General features: G+C 73.8%; 19 protein-coding genes and 1 riboswitch. Of the genes, 9 read left to right on the top strand and 10 right to left on the bottom strand.

Features of this window, described 5'->3' with window-relative positions; genetic code table 11:
• Positions 1-60: 60 nt before the first annotated feature.
• Positions 61-441 carry an SH3 domain-containing protein gene (locus OOJ98_RS33670; RefSeq protein ID WP_267058930.1) on the bottom strand — a complete coding sequence of 127 codons (381 nt, stop codon included), beginning with the start codon at positions 439-441 and terminating at the stop codon, positions 61-63.
• Positions 442-741: 300 nt separating this feature from the next.
• Here OOJ98_RS33670 and OOJ98_RS33665 point away from each other — a divergent pair, with 300 nt between their 5' ends.
• Positions 742-2,460 (top strand): MFS transporter, encoded by a 1,719-nt coding sequence (locus tag OOJ98_RS33665; protein WP_267058929.1) that lies wholly within the window; start codon positions 742-744, stop codon positions 2,458-2,460.
• 86 nt (positions 2,461-2,546) lie between these two features.
• Here the strand turns inward: OOJ98_RS33665 and OOJ98_RS33660 are convergent, their stop codons facing one another.
• Positions 2,547-3,095, bottom strand: a complete 549-nt coding sequence (locus OOJ98_RS33660) for a hypothetical protein (protein ID WP_267058928.1) — start codon at positions 3,093-3,095, stop codon at positions 2,547-2,549.
• 244 nt (positions 3,096-3,339) lie between these two features.
• Here OOJ98_RS33660 and OOJ98_RS33655 point away from each other — a divergent pair, with 244 nt between their 5' ends.
• The 3 genes from OOJ98_RS33655 (at position 3,340) to OOJ98_RS33645 (ending at position 4,593) form a co-directional block, all read left to right on the top strand.
• Positions 3,340-3,834: a hypothetical protein gene (locus OOJ98_RS33655; RefSeq protein WP_267058927.1), complete on the top strand. Its 495-nt coding sequence runs from the start codon at positions 3,340-3,342 to the stop codon at positions 3,832-3,834.
• A gap of 133 nt (positions 3,835-3,967) precedes the next feature.
• Positions 3,968-4,183: a type II toxin-antitoxin system VapB family antitoxin gene (locus tag OOJ98_RS33650; protein ID WP_267058926.1), complete on the top strand. Its 216-nt coding sequence runs from the start codon at positions 3,968-3,970 to the stop codon at positions 4,181-4,183.
• Positions 4,180-4,593 carry a PIN domain nuclease gene (locus tag OOJ98_RS33645; RefSeq protein WP_267058925.1) on the top strand — a complete coding sequence of 138 codons (414 nt, stop codon included), beginning with the start codon at positions 4,180-4,182 and terminating at the stop codon, positions 4,591-4,593. Before OOJ98_RS33650 ends, OOJ98_RS33645 begins: the two co-directional genes overlap by 4 nt.
• A 151-nt stretch (positions 4,594-4,744) precedes the next feature.
• On the opposite strand, the gene OOJ98_RS33640 is transcribed toward OOJ98_RS33645, so the two are convergent.
• Positions 4,745-5,065, bottom strand: a complete 321-nt coding sequence (locus OOJ98_RS33640; protein ID WP_267058924.1) for a hypothetical protein — start codon at positions 5,063-5,065, stop codon at positions 4,745-4,747.
• Between the two features lie 243 nt (positions 5,066-5,308).
• Positions 5,309-5,482, bottom strand: coding sequence for a hypothetical protein (locus OOJ98_RS33635; protein ID WP_267058923.1), 174 nt, complete (start codon positions 5,480-5,482; stop codon positions 5,309-5,311).
• A gap of 359 nt (positions 5,483-5,841) precedes the next feature.
• Here OOJ98_RS33635 and OOJ98_RS33630 point away from each other — a divergent pair, with 359 nt between their 5' ends.
• Entirely contained in the window at positions 5,842-6,204 is a 363-nt protein-coding gene (locus OOJ98_RS33630) for a hypothetical protein (RefSeq protein WP_267058922.1), read from the top strand.
• 529 nt (positions 6,205-6,733) lie between these two features.
• Here the strand turns inward: OOJ98_RS33630 and OOJ98_RS33625 are convergent.
• Entirely contained in the window at positions 6,734-7,603 is an 870-nt protein-coding gene (locus tag OOJ98_RS33625) for a lytic polysaccharide monooxygenase (RefSeq protein WP_323177963.1), read from the bottom strand.
• Positions 7,604-8,043: 440 nt separating this feature from the next.
• Here OOJ98_RS33625 and cbiE point away from each other — a divergent pair, with 440 nt between their 5' ends.
• The gene (gene cbiE, locus OOJ98_RS33620; RefSeq protein ID WP_267058921.1) at positions 8,044-9,399 is read left to right on the top strand and encodes a precorrin-6y C5,15-methyltransferase (decarboxylating) subunit CbiE; all 1,356 of its coding nucleotides are present in this window, start codon (positions 8,044-8,046) and stop codon (positions 9,397-9,399) included.
• Positions 9,396-10,139 (top strand): precorrin-4 C(11)-methyltransferase, encoded by a 744-nt coding sequence (gene cobM / locus OOJ98_RS33615; protein WP_267058920.1) that lies wholly within the window; start codon positions 9,396-9,398, stop codon positions 10,137-10,139. Before cbiE ends, cobM begins: the two co-directional genes overlap by 4 nt.
• Before the next feature lie 549 nt (positions 10,140-10,688).
• Here the strand turns inward: cobM and OOJ98_RS33610 are convergent.
• Positions 10,689-11,846: a cobalt-precorrin-5B (C(1))-methyltransferase gene (locus OOJ98_RS33610; RefSeq protein WP_267058919.1), complete on the bottom strand. Its 1,158-nt coding sequence runs from the start codon at positions 11,844-11,846 to the stop codon at positions 10,689-10,691.
• 36 nt (positions 11,847-11,882) lie between these two features.
• On the opposite strand from OOJ98_RS33610, the gene OOJ98_RS33605 reads away from it, so the two are divergent.
• Positions 11,883-12,629, top strand: a complete 747-nt coding sequence (locus OOJ98_RS33605; protein WP_267058918.1) for a cobalt-precorrin-6A reductase — start codon at positions 11,883-11,885, stop codon at positions 12,627-12,629.
• On the opposite strand, the gene OOJ98_RS33600 is transcribed toward OOJ98_RS33605, so the two are convergent.
• The 3 genes from OOJ98_RS33600 to OOJ98_RS33590 are packed head-to-tail and all read right to left on the bottom strand — an operon-like array spanning position 12,614 to position 16,037.
• Positions 12,614-14,119 carry a precorrin-2 C(20)-methyltransferase gene (locus tag OOJ98_RS33600; RefSeq protein WP_267058917.1) on the bottom strand — a complete coding sequence of 502 codons (1,506 nt, stop codon included), beginning with the start codon at positions 14,117-14,119 and terminating at the stop codon, positions 12,614-12,616. The two genes, OOJ98_RS33605 and OOJ98_RS33600, sit on opposite strands and share 16 nt — an antisense overlap.
• Complete coding sequence (locus OOJ98_RS33595) at positions 14,116-14,757, bottom strand: precorrin-8X methylmutase (RefSeq protein ID WP_267058916.1); 642 nt, start codon at positions 14,755-14,757, stop codon at positions 14,116-14,118. Before OOJ98_RS33595 ends, OOJ98_RS33600 begins: the two co-directional genes overlap by 4 nt.
• Positions 14,754-16,037 carry a cobalamin biosynthesis protein CobG gene (locus OOJ98_RS33590; protein WP_267058915.1) on the bottom strand — a complete coding sequence of 428 codons (1,284 nt, stop codon included), beginning with the start codon at positions 16,035-16,037 and terminating at the stop codon, positions 14,754-14,756. Before OOJ98_RS33590 ends, OOJ98_RS33595 begins: the two co-directional genes overlap by 4 nt.
• A gap of 922 nt (positions 16,038-16,959) precedes the next feature.
• A riboswitch (cobalamin riboswitch) is annotated at positions 16,960-17,044 on the top strand.
• Between the two features lie 73 nt (positions 17,045-17,117).
• On the opposite strand from OOJ98_RS33590, the gene cobN reads away from it, so the two are divergent.
• Entirely contained in the window at positions 17,118-20,762 is a 3,645-nt protein-coding gene (cobN, locus tag OOJ98_RS33585; RefSeq protein WP_267058914.1) for a cobaltochelatase subunit CobN, read from the top strand.
• Positions 20,763-20,838: 76 nt separating this feature from the next.
• Here cobN and OOJ98_RS33580 read toward each other — a convergent pair whose 3' ends face one another.
• On the bottom strand, positions 20,839-22,530 hold the full coding sequence (locus OOJ98_RS33580; RefSeq protein WP_267058913.1) for a sigma-70 family RNA polymerase sigma factor: 1,692 nt from the start codon (positions 22,528-22,530) through the stop codon (positions 20,839-20,841).
• Positions 22,531-22,600 lie beyond the last annotated feature (70 nt).

The following is a 22,600-nucleotide window of genomic DNA, read 5'->3' as shown; positions in this document are numbered from 1 at the left end:
AAGCTCCGGCCCCCGGGGTGAACGGGCGAAGGTGCGCGCGGGGCGCCCCCCTTCAGTGCGTCAGCACCACGGCACGGCCGACCCGGCCGCGACCCGCACATAGTGCGCGGACACATAGCGCGCGTGGTGCCCGGCCAGGCGGTACCAGACCCGGTTGCCCTGTACCGCGCTCCCGTCCTTCTTGCAGACCAGCAGCACCTGGCGCCCCGAGCGCAGGGTGCCGGTGGCCCGGTAGGTGACGCCGGCGCCGCTCCGTACGTGCAGCCGGCGGCCGTTGCCGGTGACCACCGTGCCGTGCGGCAGGAGCTTGTGGTGCCGGGCGGTGGCGACGGCGGCCTTCGCCGGTGCGGAGGCCGGAGCGGCGGCCATCGCGGTGGTCGGGAACAGGGCGAGCAGGGCGGCGACGGCGACGACGCTGTTGCGCACGGTGCTTCGGTTCATGTCTGTGTTCTCCAAGGTGCGGGGTCCCCGAGTAAGTGACCCTGTGTCAGCAAAGGTGTCCGGAGGGCGACGCGGACATGCGTCCCAGGCGTTCCTGGGACGAACGGGGACGGGGGCCGGGAAGCCCCGCCCGCCAAGGGATATCCGCTCGCCCCGTTCCCGCACGGGCACCCCGGCGACCGCCCCGCAACCCGTCCCCGCGGGCGTTCACTCGCGTGGCGGAACCCCTGGGCCTCACTTAGCGTGAGGGAGGGGCGCTCGCGAACGGGAGATCACCGAGGGACCGAGGGAGACGCGCACATGGGCCGTCACACCAAGGACGCCGCCGAGGAGGGCCGCGCCGCGCGCATCGCGGCCGCGACCGAACACCTTTCCGCAGCCGGAGCGCCACCCCGCGCGCCGACGGGTGCCACGCTCGATTCCGCGGCCGGGCAGCGGCCGGCCGGGGAGTCGATCGAGGAATCGTCGTCCGGGCCCTCGTCCGGGCCGCCGTCGTCCGGGCGGTTCGCCCCGCCCCCGTCGGCCGCGTACGCCGGTGACGGCGCGGCACCGCCGCGGGCGCCGCACACCGGGGCCCGGCACGAACACCGCTGGCTGGTGCTCGGCGTCATCGCGCTGGCCCAGCTCATGGTCGTGCTCGACGCGACCATCGTGAACATCGCGCTGCCCTCCGCGCAGCGCGATCTCGGCTTCACCGACGGAAACCGCCAGTGGATCGTGACGGCGTACGCCCTCGCCTTCGGCTCGCTGCTGCTGCTCGGCGGCCGCATCGCCGACCTCGTAGGACGCAAGGTCGTCTTCCTGACCGGCCTCGTCGGCTTCGCCCTCGCCTCCGCGATCGGCGGCGCCGCGCCCAACTTCGAGGTCCTGGTCACCGCCCGCGCCCTCCAGGGCGTGTTCGGCGCACTGCTCGCACCGGCGGCCCTCTCGCTGCTGACCACGACCTTCACCGACCCGAAGGAACGCGCGAAGGCGTTCGGCATCTACGGTGCGGTCGCCGGTACCGGCGGCGCGGTCGGACTGCTGCTCGGCGGCGTCCTCACCGAGTACCTCGACTGGCGGTGGTGCCTGTACGTCAACCTCCTGTTCGCCGCGCTCGCCTTCTTCGGGGCCCTGCGGCTGCTGCACCCGGGCGCGCCGACCGACCGGCCCAAGCTCGACATCCCCGGCACGGTCCTGGTCTCGGCGGGCCTGTTCTGCATCGTGTACGGGTTCTCCAACGCCGAGACGCACGCCTGGAGTTCGGTGCAGACGTGGGGCTTCCTCGCCGTCGGCGGCATCCTCCTGCTGGCGTTCGCCGGGTGGCAGACACGGGCGAAGCATCCGCTGCTGCCGCTGCGCGTCGTCCTGGACCGCGACCGGGGCGCGTCCTACCTCGCCATGTTCGTCTCCGGCGCGGGCATGTTCGGCGTGTTCCTCTTCCTGACGTACTACCTCCAGCAGATCCTGCGGTACTCCCCGGTCAGCACCGGGCTCGCGTTCCTGCCGATGGTCTTCGCGATGATCGTCAGCTCGGTCGTCGCGCAGAACAAGCTGGTGCCGAGGCTCGGCGCGAAGCCGATCGTGCCGCTGGGCATGGGGCTCGGCGCGGCCGGCCTCGCCTGGATGACGGCCCTGGACGCGACCAGCGGATACGCGGGCCACGTGCTGCCGCCGCTGCTCGTGCTGGGCGTCGGCATGGGCCTGATCTTCGCCCCGGCGATGAGCATGGCCACGGCGGGGGTCGCCGCGCACGACGCGGGTGTCGCGTCGGCGATGGTCAACACCAGCCAGCAGGTGGGCGGTTCGATCGGCACGGCCCTGTTGAACACCCTCGCCACGAGCGCGGCCACCAGCTATCTGGTGGGCCGCCGCCCCACCCCCGCGACCCAGGTCCAGGCCCAGCTGCACAGCTACTCGACGGCGTACTGGTGGTCGGCGGCCTTCTTCGCGCTGGGCCTGCTGGTATCGGTCGTCCTGTACCGCAAGGGCCCGCCGCGGCCGGCGGTGGGGCCGTCGGAGGGACCGGTCCATATGTGAGGCGGCCGTATGTGAGGCGGCCATATGTGAGCCGGGGCCATATGTGAGGCGGGTCCATAGGTGGGGTGGCGCCGGGTGCGGGACCCTCACTCCCCGCGGAACCAGCCTTCCAGCACGGCCTCGCGCTCGCGTGAGCGCAGCACCTGACCTGGCCGGATCTCGTCCCACCACTGGGAGAGGACCGAGGGCGACAACTCGCCCCGTACGAAGCGGGCGAGCAGCCCGAGCGAGAGGTCGACCTCGCGCTGGGAGTAGGCGACCGCGGCGCCGGAGAGCACGGGGGCGGTGGCCCGCTCCCCCTCCTTGGTGGTGAGCGCGACGGTCATCTGCCCAGGCCCGTCCGGAGCCCACATGTCGAAGGCGGCGGCGGCCACGGTCAACGCGTGGGTGGCCCACCGCACGGACGTGGAGCGGACCGGCACGTCGTCCACCTGGACGTCGAGCAACTCGGCCCACCGCCACCCGCGCGGCTCGTCGCCGACGACACGCACCCCTACCGGGGAGAGCAGTACGCCCGGGGCGGTGTCGCCGGGCGGCGTGCCCACGTACACCCTTCCCCCGGTGACCCAGAAGAGGCCGACCATGCACCCGTCCCCGGGGTTCGCGGCGGGGGAGGACGAGGACGACGCGGGCACAGGCCAACTCCTTGTGTTCGAGGGGGTGGGGAGCGGTGTGCGGCCCCCGCCCGAAGAACCGAACATAAGGGCGCACGGACCCCGCGCCGACACATTCACGCCAGCATCCGTCGTGCGCGGGGCCGATGACATTTGTCCTGGGGGAGTGGGGACGGTTCGTTCTGTCGTGGGGGTGGGGTGGGGCGGGAGTATCGGTGGTGTCGGCGAGGGCCGGCGGACGCTGGGACAACGTGAGGGGAACGCCATGAGTGCCACGGTCGCGATGGGGATGCCGGTTCAGGTGGAAGCTCGGGCGGACGTGGCGGGGAAGGTGGCCGGGGATGTGGCGGAGGCCGTGACGCTGAAGGGTCTGCCGAACTGGTACTTCCCGTTGGTGGGTCTGTTTGCGGGGATCTTCGATATCGCTCGGGCGTATCCGGTGTTGTATGCGTTGGTTCCGGTGGTGGCGGTGGTGCAGATCGTGTTGGCGTTCACGGTGTTGAGGGCGCGGATCCGGTACATGAAGTCGCTGTGGAAGAACAAGCGGACGCGGTTTCTGGCGTTGGGTCTGCTGGTGGTGCGGTTCGTGATCCGGTGGGGTCTGGGTGTGGCGGGTCTGGCGTTGGGTGCGGTGGCGGGTCAGCTGACGCTGGGCATCGTGATGGCGGTCATCGGCACGGCGATGGCGTGGGGCGACCAGTGGCTGATCCTGCGCACCCTCAAGCACGCCCAGGCAGCGCAGCCCGCTGCCGCAGCCTGACCACGGCGCCGGCGGGCGCTCGCCGCCCCCTGCCTCCGACCTCTGCGAGAAGGGTCCTCCCCGGAGCCCTCGCCACAGTGCACCGAGCGAGATATCATCGATATCACTCTTGATATCTGGGGAGGTACCGCTGATGAGCCGCACCGTGATCGATCTCGACGACGAGCTCTTGGCCGAGGTGACCAAGGCGCTTGGCACCAGCACCAAGAAGGACACCGTCAACACCGCCCTGCGCGAGGTTCTGGAGAACCGACGCCGCGCACTCGCGCTCACGCGCCTGCGTGCCGCGGCCGGCGAGGGCGCGTTCGACCTGGAGATCTTCGAGGACAAGGCGAAATACCGCCGGTGAACGGGGCCCAATTCCTGATCGACACCAGCGCCCTCGCCCGGTTCCTGCACGCTGAAGCCGAGCAGTACGGGTGGGACCAGGCCGCTGCCGCCGGACTGATCGCCACGTGCCCGATCACCGAGCTGGAGTTCTTCTACAGCGCCCGTTCCGCCGACGACCGGGCGCGCGGCGTGGAGAACCTGCGGACGATCTTCAGCTGGGTCCCCGTCGACGACCGCGCCTACACGCGCGCCTGGCAGGTCCAGGAGATCCTCACCCAACGGGGACAGCACCGCAGCGCGGGAGCCGTCGACCTGGTCGTGGCCGCGACGGCCGAGCTCCAGGGACTCACCCTGCTCCACCGCGACCGGGACTTCGCCTGCATCGCCGCGGTCACCGGCCAGCCCGTCCAGTGGTACGGCCCCGGCTGAGCGTAGGGGCCAAGTGATGGGCGCAGCGCATCAGTCGAGCCAAGCCAGCGGGTCGGTTGCATCCTCTCCGTCGGCGCGGAGCACCGTGCATCTCACCGGAAGCGCCATGACCGCTAGATCGTGCTGGGCGGCAGGAGAGAGAATCAGAGTGTCACCTGTGTCTGCGACGCGAACCAACAAGAGCGTCGTTTTCGATGTGCCCGTCCGCCATGTCGACCATGGCTAGATTGATACTGGAGAGCCCGTCCTTGATGACTCTGGCCGACTTGTCGATCCGAGCTATGAGCGGCCCATACAGGTCATGAAACGCCTTGCCCGGATTGTCGTCTCCCCACGCCGCTCCCGCCGTTGCCAATGAAGTCGCCAGCGCGCTCAGCGCGAGTTCCACCGCCACGCTTTGCTCATGGAACGTCGGTGCGGTCGCTTTCAAGTCAGCGGTTTTGATATCGAGGATCTCCCCGTCACTGCCCACTGGACATCCTTCCCCAAGGTCTTCGCGAATGTATGGCCGCGGCGCTAGGGCCTCAGCCGAGGGCCGATGACCCACGGGTCGACAGAACGGAGCACGTCCGCGGGTCTGGCGCCAGGGGCGCCGGGTCAGTTGATGTGATGGCGTCATTGGTATGGCGATGGTGTGGGGCGGATCAGTGGCCGATCCCTGCGCACCCCCGAAGCACGCCCAGGCCGCGTAGGCCATGGCCGCCTGATCCCAGGGCTACTTGCCGCGGCGCAGGATGCCCCGGTCCGTCAGGAAGGTGAGGACGTGGCCGCAGTTGACACAAGCCACGGATGCCAGCGCACTCTTACTGGCGAACGCCTTGCCCGGCCGGTAGAACTTGGCTGAGACGTAGCCGCCGTTCAGGCCCGTACCTGCGACGTGGAGAGTCATGGACTCAAGTTCTCCGCTGCACAGGGGACATGACTGCGGGTACACCGGGGGGAGGGGGGCGGGTAGGGCCATGAGCCGGATCCTATGCGGGGCCTGCGGGCCCGAACGGTTCGGGTCGGCCATGCCCCTGTCGCGCCGCCGGTCGTGGCATGAGGGACGAGCCGGAACCGCCAGTGATGTTAGGCGTGTTGAGGCGTGAAGCGCGCACGTGATCCATGCTGGATCTGGACGCGGGGGGTGGCCGCCGGTACGTTCGGGCGATGCTGCTTTCCGGGGGGTTCACAGCCGTACGTGACGTGCGGAGATCTCATCGGCCGCGCGCGGGACGCGGGGCATCGCGGGTCGCGGGGCGGACGGTCGTGGTGCTGCTCGCGGGCGGGCTCGCCGCCGCGTGTGGCAGCGGCGGGCCGACCGTCGGCGACAGTGACGCCTCGTGTGCCATCTCCGCGCAGCCGACGGTGACGGGCGTCACCACGGCGTACCAGGTGACGTTGAGCGCCGCGACCAACGAGGTGGGGTACTTCGAGAAGAAGGCCTCGGTGACGGTGAGTGGGGGGTTGAGCGCCACGTCGACGACCAGCGAGGCCCTGGGCACTCCGATCTCGGTGCCGTCGGCTCCGGGTACGTACTTCGTGCAGGCGTCGGTGCCGCTGGCGTCTGGCGCGCCGAGCAACTACCGGGGCGTCCAGTGCCGCCTGACCCTCACGGTCAACCCGGGCTGACCCCACCCCGTGGAGCTCCGCTCCGGGCCCGGGTGCGCTGCGGGGATGGCTCGGTGCCGGGTGCCCTACGTCTTTAGGGGCGCGGGGAACTGCGCGGGTGCCCCAGCACGGTCTGCAGACGAAGGGCGGGTTGCTGGGGCTCCGCCCCAGGCCCCGGGGGATGCCCCACCCCACCCCTTCCCGAAACCCTCCGGGGGTTGTGGACGGCTGAGGTTCAGGATCCTGGGGCTCCGCCCCAGACCCCGTTCGCGCCTGAAGGGCGCTCGTCCTCAAACGCCGGACGGGCTGAAGATGCCGATGTCAGGCACCCTGCCAAGGGGGAGGGATGCCAGCGCCAAGCACCCTGCCAAGGGCAACCCACCCAGGGGCGCGGGGAACTGCGCGACCGGCCACGCTCTGTCCGCACGCGACAGTGGGGCGGGCGGCGCCCCGACCCGAGAGGCCGGGGACTTGCGTGCCGCCCGGCACCGCGTAGCCGAAGCCCGCCCGCCCCGCAGGGCCACGCCCCGCAGGGCCACGCCCCGCAGGGTCAGCCGCGGCGCCGGCGCAGCAGGAGGAAGCCGCCGCCCAGCACGCTCGCCGTGGAGACCGCCGCCAGCGCCTGGGGCGCCTTCGAGTCGGACGGGGCCGCGGTGGCGGCCGGGACCGCGGGCGGGGTCGCCGGGTCGCCGCCGTGGCCGTGGTGGCTCACCGTCGACCGCGCCGCACCCGCCAGGATCTTCTGCTCCGTCGGCGCCGCGGCCGACTTCGCCGCCGCGCCCGCGGCTCCGTACACCACGTCCGAGCAGCTGTAGAACGCCTCCGGGCTGTCGTTGCGCTGCCAGACCTTGTAGATGATGTGGCGCCCGGTGCGGGCCGGCAGGGTGCCGGTGAAGTTGTAGTAGCCGTCCGTCGCCGTCCTCGGCGTCTGGTACGTCGCGACGGGCGTCGCGTCCAGGTCGGACCACTTCAGCGGCTTCGTCGGGTCGAAGCCCTCCTTCGTGATGTACACCGTCATCGTGCCCGAATGGGCCGCCGTCACCCGGAACTTGAACGGGAACTGGCCCGCCGAGACGCTCGTGGACGGCCAGTCGGTACGGGCCCAGTCCAGCGCCCGGTACTTGTCCCGGTTGGCCGAGCACAGCTTGCCGTCGGGGATGAGCTGGCGGGACTGGCCGTTGGCGTTGGCGATGTTCACCTCGTTCCAGTCGTACAGCGGCTGGGTGCCGGAGTCGGCCACGAGGTCCTTGCACACCTGCGATACCGGGTGCTCCGGCCCCTCGGCGTAGCAGGCGGCGACGCGGCTGACCGGGTTGAACATGGTTCCGTGCGCGGAAGCGGGGGCGGGGGCCAGGGCGAGGAACGTCAGGGAGGTCGCCCCGAGGACCCCCAGGGAGGCTGCGGTACGCCGAGCGGACATGCGAGTGCTCCTTGATCGTGGGGTGGTGGTGAGCAGGTGGGGGCGGTCGGATCCCGAGCACGCATAGCGGACGCGCCAACTCGCCCTCCGGTGACGGCACTTGAGAGACTGGCATTGGTCTGGACCAGGAGGCAAGAGGTCGGCGCCACCAACCTGTCCGGCCGGTCCCGGCCTACGTCCCCCTCCGTGCGGCCGATGCCCCGCTCCGCCCGGCCCGACCTCTCGGGGAGGTCCCGTCCCGCGCGCCCCGACCGTCCGGCGAGGTCCCACCCCGCCCGCGTACCCCCGCCCCCACACCCGCCACACCCCGCCCCGCGGCACCCCGTCCCCCACACCCGCCACACCCCGCCCACCAGGGCGGACAGTAGAGTGCGGCCGTCCCCTCCCGGCCCGTCCTCCGGGCCGCGTCCCGGCCCCGCGCCCACCCGAGGTGTCCCACCGTGAACCCCGCAGCCACGACGCCGCCACCGTCGCCGCCCCGCCCCGACGTCACCGTCGTCGGTATCGGGGCCGACGGCTGGGGCGGGCTCGTGGACGGGGCGCGCGGGGTGCTCGCCGGGGCCGAGGTGATCGTCGGCGGGGCCCGGCAGCTCGCGTTGCTGCCCGCGGAGTGCGGCGGCGAGCGGGTCGCCTGGCCGACCCCGCTGCGTCCCGCGGTGCCGGGGCTCATCGACGCCCACCGCGGCCGCCGCATCGCCGTGCTGGCCAGCGGCGACCCCATGTTCTACGGGATCGGGCGCACCCTCACCGAGGTGCTGGGCGCCCCGCCCCGCGTCCTGCCGCACCCCTCCTCGCTCTCGTACGCCTGCGCCCGGCTCGGCTGGCCCGTCGAGGAGACCGAGGTCGTCACGCTCGTCGGCCGGCCGGCCGCCCGGCTCGCGTCCGTGCTGCACGACGGGCGCCGGATCCTGGTGCTGAGCGCCGACGCCCGCACCCCGGGCGAGATCGCGGCCCTGCTGTGCGACCGCGGGTTCGGGCCCAGCCGGATGCGGGTGCTCGAACAGCTCGGCTCTGAGCGCGAGACCGTTGTCGAGGGGAGCGCCGAGGGGTGGGACGCGGCTCCCGGTGACGCGCTCAACGTCGTCGCCGTCGAGTGCCGCCGCGCCCCCGGCGCCCTCCGGCTCGGCGCGGTGCCGGGGCTGCCCGACGCCGCGTACGAGCACGACGGCCAGCTCACCAAGCGGCACGTACGCGCCGCCACGCTCGGCGCGCTCGCGCCCGCGCCCGGCGAGACGCTCTGGGACGTCGGCGGCGGCTCCGGCTCGATCGCGGTGGAGTGGATGCGTACGCACCCGTCCTGCCGGGCCTTCAGCGTCGAGCGGGACCCGGTACGGGCCGCGCGGATCGGCCGCAACGCGGCGCGGCTCGGCGTACCGGGGCTGACCGTCGTCACCGGCGCCGCCCCGGCCGCGCTCGGCCAACTACCCTCCCCCGACGCCGTGTTCATCGGTGGCGGGCTCACCGTGCCGGGGCTGCTCGACGCGTGCTGGGCGGCGCTCCCGCCCGGCGGACGCCTCGTCGCCAACACCGTCACGCTCGAATCCGAGGCGCTGCTCGCCGAGTGGTACCGGCGGCACGGCGGCGACCTCGTGCGGCTCGCCGTCGCGCAGGCCGTGCCGGTCGGCGGCTTCACGGGCTGGCGTCAGGCCATGCCGGTCACCCAGTGGGCCGTCGTCAGGCAGGACCCGTCCGCGTCCCCATCGGCAACGCCCCCGCCGTCGTCCTCATCGTCACCCTCATCCTCGTCCTCGTCGTCGTCCGCAACCGTCAACACCCCTTCAGGAGCAGCCACATGACCGTGTACTTCATCGGCGCGGGGCCCGGCGCCGCCGACCTGATCACGGTGCGCGGTGCCCGTACGCTCGCCTCCTGCCAGGTGTGTCTGTACGCGGGCAGCCTCGTGCCGCGCGAACTCCTCGCGGAGTGCCCCGAGGGCGCCCGCCTCGTGGACACCGCGCGGCTCAACCTGGATGAGATCACCGGGGAGTTGGTGCGGGCGCACGAGGCAGGGCTCGACGTGGCCCGGCTGCACTCCGGCGACCCGTCGGTGTTCAGCGCCGTCGCCGAGCAGATGCGGCGGCTCGACGCGGCGGGGGTGCCGTACGAGATGGTGCCGGGGGTGCCGGCGTTCGCGGCGGCGGCAGCCGCGCTCAAGCGGGAGCTGACGGTGCCCACGGTCGGCCAGACCGTCATCCTGACCCGCGTCGCGCAGCGCGCCACGGCGATGCCGGAGGGCGAGGACCTCGCGACGCTGGGGCGCAGCGGGGCGCTCCTGGTCCTGCACCTGGCGGCGGGCTACGTCGACCGGGTCGTGGCGGAGCTGGTGCCGCACTACGGCGCGGAGTGCCCCGCGGCGGTGGTGGCCTTCGCGTCCCGGCCGGAGGAGCTGGTGCTGCGCGGGACGCTCGCGGACATCGCGGAGCAGGTGAAGGCGGCGGGTGTGGTGCGGACGGCGGTGATTCTGGTGGGGCGGGTGCTGGGGGCGTCCGGGTTCCGCGACAGCCACCTGTACTCGACGACCCGCTGCCGCGACTGACGACCCCGGGGGGTACGAGCCGCCCCCGGGTGCCCCCCGACCCTGCGTGGCTGCGCAGTTCCCCGCGCCCCTGGGTGGGCTGCCCTTGGCGGGGTGCTTGGCGCTGGCATCCCTCTCCCTTGGCAGGGCGCCAAGTCTCGGCTCCTCTGGGTGGGCTGCCCTTGGCAGGGTGCCCATCCGGACCTCCTCAGCCTGTCCGGCGTTTGAGGACGAGCGCCTTTCGGGCGCGAACGGGGTCTGGGGCGGAGCCCCAGTTCCTGAACCCCAGCCCCCCTTTCCCGCCCCCGGAGGGTTTAGGGAAGGGGCGGGGTGGGGCATCCTCCCGGCCCCCGGACCTCGGGTGCGGACCGTGCTGGGTCACCCGCGCAGTTCCCCGCGCCCCTGTAGGTGACCCGGAGTCGACAGGTCGCGCGCACCGCAGCGGAGCCGCGCCAAAGACGCAGCCCCGCGCCCCTGTAGGGCACCCGGAGTCGCGCCAAAGACGCAGCCCCGCGCCCCCCCGGGCTACTGGGTGCCGAGCGCTCTCGGAGGGGCAGGGCCCCGTGGGGATCAGGGGGCGGGGGCGCTGCGGCCCACTACGCGGCCCGCTCGGTCGATGCACAGGACGTCGACCCGCACCGGCGCCCCCCGCAGCACCGCGAGCGCCTCGTCGCGGGCGCGGGACGCGACCAGGTCGCCGAGCGGGACGGCCGCCGCCTCGCACAACTGGAGCGCGGCGAGACCCGTGTTGGCCGCCGCCACCTCCGCCGCCAGCGCGGCGCTCGCGCCGCCCTCGCGGGCCAGGTCCGCGAGGAAGGCCTTGTCCACCTGGGAGCGGGCCGAGTGGAGGTCGAGGTGGCCCGCGGCCAGCTTGGACAGTTTGGCGAAGCCCCCGCAGATCGTGAGGCGGTCCACGGGATGACGGCGTACGTACTTGAGGACCGCGCCCGCGAAGTCCCCCATGTCGAGCAGCGCGTCCTCCGGCAGCCCGTGCTCCGCGACGACCGTCCGCTCCGACGTCGAGCCCGTGCAGCCCGCCACGTGCGTACGGCCCGCCGCCCGCGCCACGTCCACCCCGCGCCGGATGGAGTCGATCCACGCCGAGCACGAGTACGGCACCACGATGCCCGTAGTGCCCAGGATGGACAGGCCGCCCAGGATGCCGAGGCGCGGGTTCCACGTGGAGCGGGCGATCTCCGCGCCGTGGTCCACGGAGATGGTGATCTCCACGTCGGCCGTGGCGCCGTGCCGCCCCGCCACCAGCGTCACGTGATCCGTCATCATCCGGCGCGGCACCGGGTTGATCGCCGGTTCGCCCACCGGCAGCGGAAGGCCGGGCCGGGTGATCGTGCCCACGCCGTCGCCCGCCCGGAACACCACGCCCGATCCTGCCGGGAGCAGCCGTACCGTCGAGCGGATCAGCGCGCCGTGCGTCACGTCGGGGTCGTCGCCCGCGTCCTTCACCACCGCCGCCGTCGCGTGCCCGGGGGCCAGTTCCTCGGCGGCGAGCGCGAACGCGGGCGTCTGGCCGCGCGGCAGCGTGATCGTCACCGGGTCGGGGAAGTCGCCGGTCAGGAGCGCGGTGTACGCGGCCGTCGTGGCCGCCGTCGCACAGGCACCGGTCGTCCAGCCGGGGCGCAGACCGGTGTGCTTGAGTTGAGCGCCGCGCCCGCCCTCGGGCTCGCGCCCGCCCGTCGCCTCCTCACGCCCGCCGCGCGCCTCACTCATGGTCTTCGGCCTCACTCACGAACGGAACCGGATCCTGTGCACATCTTGATTCTGGGGGGTACGGGCGAGGCCCGTCGGCTGGCGGGGCTGCTCCACGACGACGGCCCCGCCGGGGTGCGCGTGACCAGTTCGCTCGCGGGGCGGGTCGCCGCGCCCCGGCTGCCGCCCGGCGAGGTCCGGATCGGCGGGTTCGGCGGCGCGGACGGGCTCGCCGCGTGGCTGCGTACGCACGCGGTGGACGTGCTCATCGACGCCACGCACCCCTTCGCCGGGACGATCAGTTTCAACGCGGCGGCGGCCGCCGCCGAGGCCCATGTTCCCCTGCTCGCGCTGCGCCGGCCCGGCTGGGTCCCCGGCGACGGCGACCGCTGGCACCCGGCCGGCTCCCTCGACGAGGCAGCGGCGCTGCTGCCGGGGCTCGGCCGCCGCGTCTTCCTCACCACCGGACGCATGGGCCTCGCCGCCTTCGCCCACCTCGACGACCTGTGGTTCCTCATGCGCTCCGTGGACGCGCCCGAGCCGCCGTGCCCCGCCCGCATGGAGGTGCTCCTGGACCGCGGGCCGTTCACGCTGGACGGGGAGCGCGAGGTGCTGCGCACGCACCGCGTCGACGTGCTCGTCACCAAGGACAGCGGAGGCGCGGCGACCGCGCCCAAGCTGGCCGCCGCCCGCGAGGCCGGCATCCCCGTCGTCGTGGTGCGGCGCCCGCCCGTGCCGCACGGGGTGGCCGTGGCGGCCACCCCCGAGGAGGCGGCCGCCCGGGTGCGTCAGCTCTCCGGGTAGCGGCGCGGCGTCCAGACGATCTCCTCGCCGTCACCGCGCCGTACCGTACGGGTCTGCGAGGAACCGATCAGCAGGATCGTGCGCATGTCGACCTCGGCCGGGTCCAGGTCGGTCAGGCGCACGATGCGGACGCGCTCGGCGGGACCGCCCACGTCCCGGGCGACCACGACCGGGGTGTCCGGCGCCCGGTGTTCCAGGAGCAGCTCGCGCGCCTTCGCCACCTGCCAGGTCCGGCTCGCGGAACCGGGGTTGTAGAGCGCGAGGACGAGATCGGCCGAGGCCGCGGCGTGCAGCCGCTCGGCGATGACCTCCCACGGCTTGAGCCGGTCGGAGAGCGAGATCGTCGCGTAGTCGTGGCCGAGCGGGGCGCCCGCGCGTGCGGCGGCCGCGTTGGCGGCGGTCACCCCCGGCAGGACCCGCACGGGCACGTCCGCGTATGCGGGCTGCGACGCCACTTCGAGGACGGCGGTCGCCATCGCGAAGATGCCCGGGTCGCCGCCCGACACCACGGCGACCCGCCTGCCCCGCAGGGCCAGTTGGAGGGCGAACTCGGCGCGCTCCGACTCCACCTTGTTGTCCGAACCGTGCCGCAGCTGCCCGGGGCGCTCGGGCACCCGGTCCACGTACGTGGTGTAGCCGACGATGTCGTCGGCGGCGGCGAGCGCGCCCCGCGACTCGGGGGTCAGCCACAGCGGCCCCGCCGGTCCGGTGCCGACGACCACGACCTCGCCGCGCGCACGCTCCGGCGCGGCGGCGTCGATCCGGCTGGGCAGCACCGCGACGGAGAAGTACGGCACCGAATCGGCCTCGATGTCGGCGAGCCGGCCGGTGCGCTCGCCCGCCATCGTGGCCCGCTCCACATAGCGCGCCTCGTCGAGCCGCCCCGAACGCTCCAGCGCCCGGCGCACCTTGGTGAACGTGCGCCCCAGCTTCATCACGACCGCCGAGTCGGTGGCGGCCAGACGCGCGGTCAGCTCCTCCTCCGGCAGCGTGCCGGGCAGGATGGTGAGCACCTCCTCGGCCTCCACGAGCGGCTCACCGAGCCGGGCGGCCGCCGCGCTCACCGACGTCACCCCGGGGATCACCTCGGTGGGGTAGCGGTGCGCGAGCCGCTTGTGCATGTGCTGGTACGAGCCGTAGAACAGCGGGTCGCCCTCGGCGAGCACGGCGACCGTGCGGCCCGCGTCGAGGTGCGCGGCGAGCCGGGCCGACGCCTCCTCGTAGAAGTCGTTGAGCGCGCCCCGGTAACCGCCGGGGTGGTCGGTGGTCTCCACGGTCAGCGGATAGACCAGCTTCTCCTCGATGTGGTCGGCGCGGATGTGCTGCGCCGCGATCGAGCGCGCTATGGAACGGCCGTGCCGCGCCGAGTGGTACGCCACGACGTCCGCCCCGGCGATCGCCTCCACCGCGCGCACCGTCATCAGGGACGGGTCGCCGGGGCCGAGCCCGACCCCGTAGAGGCGGCCGGTGGTGCTGCTGTTCTCGTTCATTCCGCCTCGCTCGCGATCGCGTTGAGTGCGGCGGCGGCGATCGCGCTGCCGCCGCGCCGGCCCCGTACCACCAGGTGCTCCAGGCCCGAGGGGTGCGCGGCGAGCGCGTCCTTCGACTCGGCGGCGCCGATGAACCCGACGGGTACGCCGATGACGGCCGCCGGGCGCGGGGTGCCCTCCTCGACCATTTCGAGCAGCCGGAACAGGGCGGTGGGCGCGTTGCCGACGGCCACCACCGCGCCGTCGAGCCGGTCGCGCCACAGTTCGAGAGCGGCGGCGCTGCGCGTGGTGCCGAGCTTCGCGGCGAGATCGGGCACGGACGGGTCGTTCAGGGTGCAGATGACCTCGTTGTCGGCGGGCAGCCGCTTGCGGGTGACCCCGCTCGCGACCATCCGCGCGTCGCACAGGATCGGCGCGCCGGCGCGCAGCGCCTCGCGGGCGCGGGCCACGACGCCCGGCGTGAAACCGAGGTCGCGGGTCAGGTCCGTCATGCCACAGGCGTGGATCATGCGGACCGCGACCTGGCTCACGTCGGCGGGCAGCCCGGCGAGGTCCGCCTCGGCGCGGATCGTGGCAAAGGACTGGCGGTATATCTCCGCGCCGTCCTTCTCGTAGTCGAACACTGTGCTCTCGCTCATCTCGTGGTTGTCCCTGTCCCTGTCCCGTACGCTCCCGGCCGGCCGCCCCGCGCACGGGCCACCGTCGCCGCCAACTCGCCCTCGTCCAGCGGCACTTGCTGTTCCTCCGGCGCATCGCCCCGCACCGTCACCGTGTACCGGCCCTCGGCGGTGGCCGTCACGTCCACCCAGTCGCCGTGCGGATGCCCGCAGCGCCGCTCGCACCCCGACCAGTGGACCGGCAGGCCGCCCGCGCCCGGCAGGGCGTCCCGGCGCACATCGGCCAGCGCCTTGGCGCAGCCCGGCCGTCCGGTGCACGCTCCCACCCCGGCCCACGGGGCGTCGGGGCGGGTGGTGAACCCGGCGTCGTCGAGTGCGCGCAGCCGTGCGCGGGCGCCGGGCCCGTCGAAGCCGGGGACGACGAAGCCGCGCCACGGGGTGATCCTGACCTCGCCGCCGGGGCCGGGCAGCGCCCGCAGCTGCCCGGCGGTCACCCGGCCGAGCGCGGGCGCGACGACGAGGGCGTACGAGCCGTCGGGGCTCGCGACGATGCCCGGGGGCGGCGGGGCGGGGGCGGACTGCCGCGGGTCCGGGTCCGGGGCCGTGGTGGCCGGGATGCCCGCGCGGGCCAGGGCCGGGGCGAGGCCGACGTCGTGGCCCGGGGGGAGGTCGCGCACCCGCCAGGCACCGGTGCCGGCGGCGCTCTCCAGGAACGCGCGGGCGGCCTCCAGGGCCGCGCGGGGGGCGTCGGGCCCATCCACGCGCAGGGCGCTCGCCCCGACCCGTACGACCACGGTGTCCCGCTCCTGTGCGAGCAACGTCACATCGGCGCCGAGGCTCGCGACGTCGCCGCGGCCGTCGTCGACGGCGAACAGGAAGCGGCCGGAGAGCGCGGTCGTCCACTCCTCGGCACACAGCAGGGCGTCGAGGGCGCGGAGGCGGGCGGTGGTGCGGGCGCCGCCGTGGCCCCGGCCGTCCAGACCGGCCAGCGGCGACGCGACGATGTTGCGCACGCGCTCATGGCTCTCGGAGGGCATCAGGCCGGTGTGGCGCAGGAGTTCGGCCAGTGCGGTGGCGTGGGTGGCCGCGATGCCGCGCAGCTCCGTGTTGCCGCGGGACGTGAGGGTGAGGTGGCCGTCCGCGTACCGCTCGGTGGCGGTGGCCAGCGCGTGCACCTGACGATCCGTCAAGAGGCCGCCGGGAAGCCGGAGTCGGGCGAGGTTGCCGTCGTCGGCGGTGTGCAGCCGCAGGGCCCCGGGGCAGGCGTCGCCGCGGTCCCGTACGACGGGGCCGCGCGGCACTGCTCCCGGACTGCACCCTATGAGGGGTTCGCCCTGGTTGGGGGGTGTTACGGAGGGGGGCGGCATGGCGGCGAGCATACCCAGCCCCCCACCCAGGGGGCCCCTCCCCACCCCGCCCCTTGCAGGCGGGCCCCCTGGGGCTCCGCCCCAGACCCCGGTTCGCGCCTTGAGGGCGCTCGTCCTCAATCGCCGGACGGGCTGAGGTTGCCGATGCTGGGCATGCCGCCGAGTTCAGCCCACTTGGGGGCGCGGGGCTGTGACCGTGCGCGGCTCCGCCGCGGTGGGCGCGAGCTGCGGGCTCGGTGCCGGGTGCCCTACCAGGGGCGCGGTGAACTGCGCGAGACGCGGGCACGGTCCGCAGATGCAGGCGGGGTTGCTGGGGCTCCGCCCCAGACCCCGTTCGCGCCTGAAGGGAGCTCGTCCTCAATCGCCGGACGGGCTGAGGTGGCCTCGACGGGCCGGGGTCGGAGAGCCGGACGGGCTGAGGTGGCCGATGCTGGGCATGCCGCCAAGGTCAGCCCACCTGGGGGCGCGGGGAACTGCGCGAGACGCGGGCACGGTCCGCAGACGAAAGCGGGGTTGCTGGGGCTCCGCCCCAGGCCCCGTTCGCGCCCTGAGGGCGCTCGTCCTCAAACGCCGGACGGGCTGAGGCGGCCTCGATGGGCCGGGGTCGAAGAGCCGGACAGGCTGAGGTGGCCTCCACCAGGCACCCTGCCAAAGCCACCCGGGGCGCAGCCCCAAGGATGCCGAGACCAGGCACCCTGCTGAGGGATGCAAACCCCGCGAGCGCCCCCCGCGGTCGGTGGGCGGGCTCCCCGGGGCGGGCCCAGGGGACGGGACCCCAAGGCGACCGGGCGGGTCGCTACTATGCAGGCGGCGGGGCCAACCGACCCCGCCGGCGTCGCCGGCCACGGCGACAGGGGAGGAAGCCCGGTGCGATTCCGGCGCGGTCCCGCCACTGTGAGCCCGGACCGAGGCACCTCGGCCGCCGGGCGAGTCAGGAACTCCCGCTCCCCCGCAGGGGGAGAACCATCCGACACCACCCGGGGCGCGGACACCCCGAGGAAGGCCTGACGCCGCATGCTGCACTCGTCCGGGGAGCCCGCGGAGGAACCCCGCCCCATCCTGCTCCTGTCGACGTCCGACACCGACCTCCTCAGCGCCCGCGCCGCGAACGGCCCGGTCCCGTACCGGTTCGCCAACCCCTCCCGGCTCGCCCTCGACGCCCTGCCCGCACTCCTCGACGGCGTCGGCCTCGTCGTCGTACGGCTCCTCGGCGGAGTACGCGCCTGGCAGGACGGGCTCGACCAGCTCACCGCGAGCGGCCTCCCCGTCGTCGTGCTCAGCGGCGAACAGGCCCCGGACGCCCAGCTGATGGCCGCCTCCACCGTCCCCGTCGGCATCGCCGCCGAGGCGCACGCCTACCTCGCGCACGGCGGCCCCGCCAACCTCGACCAGCTCGCCCGGTTCCTCTGCGACACCGTGCTGCTCACCGGCCACGGCTTCGAACCGCCCGCGCCCGCCCCGTCCTGGGGCCCCCTGGAGCGCACGGCCCGCCCCGTCGAGGGCCCGACCGTCGCCGTGCTCTACTACCGCGCCCACCACATGAGCGGCAACACCGCCTTCGTGGACACCCTGTGCGGCGCGATCGAGGACGCCGGCGCCCGGCCGCTCCCGCTGTACGTCTCCTCGCTGCGCGACCCCGAGCCCGCGCTCATCGACGCCCTGCGCGCCGCCGACGCCATCGTCACCACCGTCCTCGCGGCCGGCGGCACCAAGCCCGCCACCGCCTCCGCCGGCGGCGACGACGAGTCCTGGGACGCCGGCGCGCTCAGCGGCCTCGACGTACCGATCCTCCAGGCGCTCTGCCTCACCGGCTCCCGCAGCGCCTGGGAGGAGAACGACGAGGGCGTCTCCCCGCTCGACGCGGCCAGCCAGATCGCCGTCCCCGAGTTCGACGGCCGCCTCATCACCGTGCCGTTCTCCTTCAAGGAGATAGACGAGGACGGACTGCCCGCCTACGTCGCCGACGGCGAGCGCGCCGCCCGCGTCGCCGGGATCGCCGTGCGCCACGCCCGCCTGAAGCACATCCCCGCCGCCGACAAGCGCCTCGCGCTCGTCCTCTCCGCCTACCCCACCAAGCACTCCCGCATCGGCAACGCCGTCGGCCTCGACACCCCCGCCAGCGCCGTCGCCCTCCTGCGCCGGCTGCGCGCCGAGGGCTACGACTTCGGGCCCGAGGAAGAGATCCCGGGCCTCGTCTCCGGCGACGGCGACGAACTGATCCGCGCCCTCATCGACGCGGGCGGCCACGACCAGGAATGGCTCACCGAGGAACAGCTCGCCGCCAACCCGGTCCGCATCCCCGCCGCCGACTACAAACGCTGGTACGCCACCCTCCCCGAGGAACTGCGCACCAACGTCGAGCAGCACTGGGGCCCGCCGCCCGGCGAGATGTTCCTCGACCGCTCCCGCGTGGGCCACGGCGGCGACCCCGAGGGCGACATCGTGCTCGCCGCCCTGCGCCGCGGCAACCTGCTCATCCTCATCCAGCCGCCGCGCGGCTTCGGCGAGAACCCCATCGCGATCTACCACGACCCCGATCTGCCGCCCTCGCACCACTACTTGGCCGCCTACCGCTGGATCGCGGCGCACACCGCCGACGGCGGATTCGGCGCCGACGCGATGATCCACCTCGGCAAGCACGGCAACCTGGAGTGGCTGCCCGGCAAGAACGCCGGACTCTCCGCCGCCTGCGGCCCCGACGCCGCGCTCGGCGACATCCCGCTGGTCTACCCGTTCCTCGTCAACGACCCCGGCGAGGGCACCCAGGCCAAGCGCCGCGTGCACGCCACCCTCATCGACCACCTCGTACCGCCGATGGCCCGCGCCGACTCCTACGGCGACATCGCGCGCCTGGAGCAACTCCTCGACGAGCACGCCCAGATCGCCGCGATGGACCCGGCGAAACTCCCCGCGATCCGCGCCCAGATCTGGACGCTCATCCAGGCCGCCAAGCTCGACCACGACCTCGGGCTCGAAGACCGCCCCGAGGACGAGGGCTTCGACGAGTTCATCATGCATCTCGACGGCTGGCTCTGCGAGATCAAGGACGTCCAGATCCGCGACGGCCTGCACGTCCTCGGCAACGCCCCGGCCGGCGCCGACCGCGTCAACCTCGTCCTCGCCATCCTGCGCGCCCGTCAGATCTGGGGCGGCACCACCGCCCTGCCCGGCCTGCGCGAAGCCCTCGGCCTCGACGAGTCCGCCGCCACCCGCACCTCCGCCGACGAAGCGGAGGAACAGGCCCGCGCCCTCGTGCAGTCGATGGACGACGCCGGCTGGGACCTCACCGCGATCCCCGCCGAACAGACCCAACAGGTGCGCTCCATCCTGGAGTTCGCGGCCCGCGAGGTCGTCCCGCGCCTCGCCGCCACCACCGCCGAACTCGACCACACCGTCCACGCCCTGAACGGCGGCTTCGTCCCGGCGGGCCCCTCGGGATCCCCGCTGCGCGGCCTCGTCAACGTCCTGCCGACCGGCCGCAACTTCTACTCCGTCGACCCCAAGGCCGTCCCCTCCCGGCTCGCCTGGGAGACCGGCCAGGCCCTCGCCGAATCCCTCGCCGAGCGCTACCGCACCGACAACGGCGAGTGGCCGACCTCCGTCGGCCTCTCCCTGTGGGGCACCAGCGCGATGCGCACCGCGGGCGACGACGTCGCCGAGGCGATGGCCCTGCTCGGCGTCCGCCCCGTCTGGGACGACGCCTCACGCCGCGTCACCGGCCTCGAACCCATCCCGCTCGACGAGCTGGGCCGCCCCCGCATCGACGTCACCCTGCGCATCTCGGGCTTCTTCCGCGACGCCTTCCCGCACACCATCGGCCTCCTCGACGACGCCGTCCGCCTCGCCGCCTCCCTCGACGAGGGCCCCGACGTCAACTACGTCCGCGCCCACACCCAGGCCGACCTCGCCGAACACGGCGACGAACGCCGCGCCACCACCCGCATCTTCGGCTCCCGCCCCGGCACCTACGGCGCGGGCCTGCTCCAGCTCATCGACTCCCGAGACTGGCGCACCGACGCCGACCTCGCCGAGGTCTACACCCTCTGGGGCGGCTACGCCTACGGCCGCGAACTCGACGGGCGCCCCGCGCGGGACGAGATGGAGACCGCGTACAAGCGCATCGCGGTCGCCGCGAAGAACACCGACACCCGCGAACACGACATCGCCGACTCCGACGACTACTTCCAGTACCACGGCGGCATGGTCGCCACCGTCCGCGCCCTGCGCGGCACCGCGCCCGAGGCCTACATCGGCGACTCGACGCGCCCCGAGACCGTCAAGACCCGCACCCTGGTCGAGGAGACCAGCCGGGTCTTCCGCGCCCGCGTCGTCAACCCCAAGTGGATCGAGGCGATGCGCCGCCACGGCTACAAGGGCGCCTTCGAACTCGCCGCCACCGTGGACTACTTGTTCGGCTACGACGCCACCACCGGCGTGGTCGCCGACTGGATGTACGACAAGCTCACCGAGACGTACGTCCTCGACCCCGACAACCGCGCGTTCCTCCAGAACGCCAACCCCTGGGCCCTGCACGGCATCGCCGAACGCCTCCTGGAGGCCGAGTCCCGCGGCATGTGGGCCAAGCCCGACCCGGCGGTCCTCGAAGCGCTGCGCCAGGTCTACCTGGAGACCGAGGGCGACCTGGAGGACGAGGGCTGAGCCCCGGCCGCACGCGACGGCGGGCCCGGGTCCCACGACCCGGGCCCGCCCCCGTCCCGCGCGCGCACGGCGCCGGCTAGCTCCGCGTACCGAAGTCCTGCGTCCACCACGGGCCGCCCGACCCGTAGTGCACGCCTATGCCGATCTCCTTGAACCCGCAGTTCAGGATGTTGGCGCGGTGACCGGGGCTGTTCATCCAGGAGTCCATGACGGAAGCCGCGTCGGCCTGGCCCCGCGCGATGTTCTCGCCGTACGCGCTCCACTGGTACCCGGCGGCCGTGATGCGCTCGCCGGGGCCCGCGCCGCTCGGGTCGGTGTGGTCGAAGAAGTTCTGCGCGGCCATGTTCTCGGAGTGCTTCAGCGCCGCGTCGTAGAGCTTGGAATTGCTGGTCAGTGCCGAGCAACCCGCCTTGCTCCGCTCGGAGTTGACCAGGTCGAGCACCTGCTGCACCGCCGCCGGCATGCTCGTGTCCGTGCTGCTCGGCGCCGCGCGCCTCGTGCTCGGCGCCGGCTTCGGCGGTGCCGGGCGCGGCGACGGCTTGGCGGGCGGCGCGGAGTGCTTCGAGGGACTCGGCGTCGGTGAACTGCTGTGCTGCGCAGGCGACTTGGCAGCAGAAGGAGACGGCGGAAGCGGCTTGGTGCTGATGCCGTCGGCCGCCGCGTCGGTGGTGGTGGCGGGGGCGTCCGCGACGGAACGGGACGCGTCGTCACCGGAGTCCGTCAGGAAGTGGTACGCGCCGCCGAGCGCGGTCACGACCGCGAGGGCGGCGATGACGGCGCCGGCCCTGCGCCGCCGCCGTGCCCGCCGGTCCCGCAGGTCCCGCCGGGACGCGGGGGCCCGCCGCCTGCCGGCGGCGTGGGCGCCGTGCGAGGCGCGGGACGCCTCCGGCGCGGGCTGCGTGCCGGCCTGCGCGAGGGGCTGCGTGGTGGCGTGCGCGGCCGTCTGGAGGTCCGGGGTGCGAAGTCCCGGGAGGTGCCCGTGGAGCGCGGCGAGCAGTCCCGCGGTGGTCGCGGCGACCGGGACGAGGGCGAGCCCGACGAGCAGGCCCTCGGCGGGTATGAGCCCGCTCCAGTGCCCGGAGCAGACCGCGCACGTCCGGGCGTGCCGGGCTATGCGCTTGCGCCACAGGGCGGACGGCACACCGTCCCAGGCGAACGTGAGACCGGACAGCTCGCCGCAGTGCTGGCTGGTGGCGAGGGCACGCACCACGACCCGGGCGGTCTCCAGCTGGCCCTTCATGCGCTGGACGCGCACGGCGGCGTGCTCGGCCGACAGGTCGAGCGCGGAGGCGACCTCGCCCCGGGTGAGTACACCGGCCGCCTCCAGCCACCACAGCGACAGCAGCGCCCGGTCGTCGGTCTCCAGCCAGCGGGTGGCCTCGGTGACCTCCTTGCGCTGTCCGGAGAGACCGAGCCGCACGATGGTGAGGTCGACGAAGTCCGCGCCGGGGTCGGCGATGTCGTAGGCGTCCTGGAGCCCCCCGTCGACGGGGGCGCGGCGGTGGCCCTGCCAGTAGCGGCGCACCTCGTTCATGGTGACGGCGACCAGCCACGAGCGGAACGCCGCGGGGTCGCGCAACGAGCCGAGCCCGTCGAGCATCCGCAGCAGGCTCTCCTGCACCACGTCGTCCACGTCGGCGTGCCCGTTCAGCGCCCTGCCGACGATGTTGTAGACGAGCGGCAGATACCCGGCGACCAGCTCGTCCCGTGCCCGCTGGTCCCCGCTTCTGGCCGCGACGACCACCGCGGCTTCCTGTTCACTGATCACGCCTCGTCCACTCTCCCGGAGCACCGAACCTAACTGACCCGACACAGTGGAGACACTCGACAAGTGGTCG

Source organism: Streptomyces sp. NBC_00083 (assembly GCF_026343295.1).
Taxonomy (GTDB): Bacteria; Actinomycetota; Actinomycetes; order Streptomycetales; family Streptomycetaceae; genus Streptomyces.
This window is presented reverse-complemented; position numbering and strand designations above follow the sequence as displayed.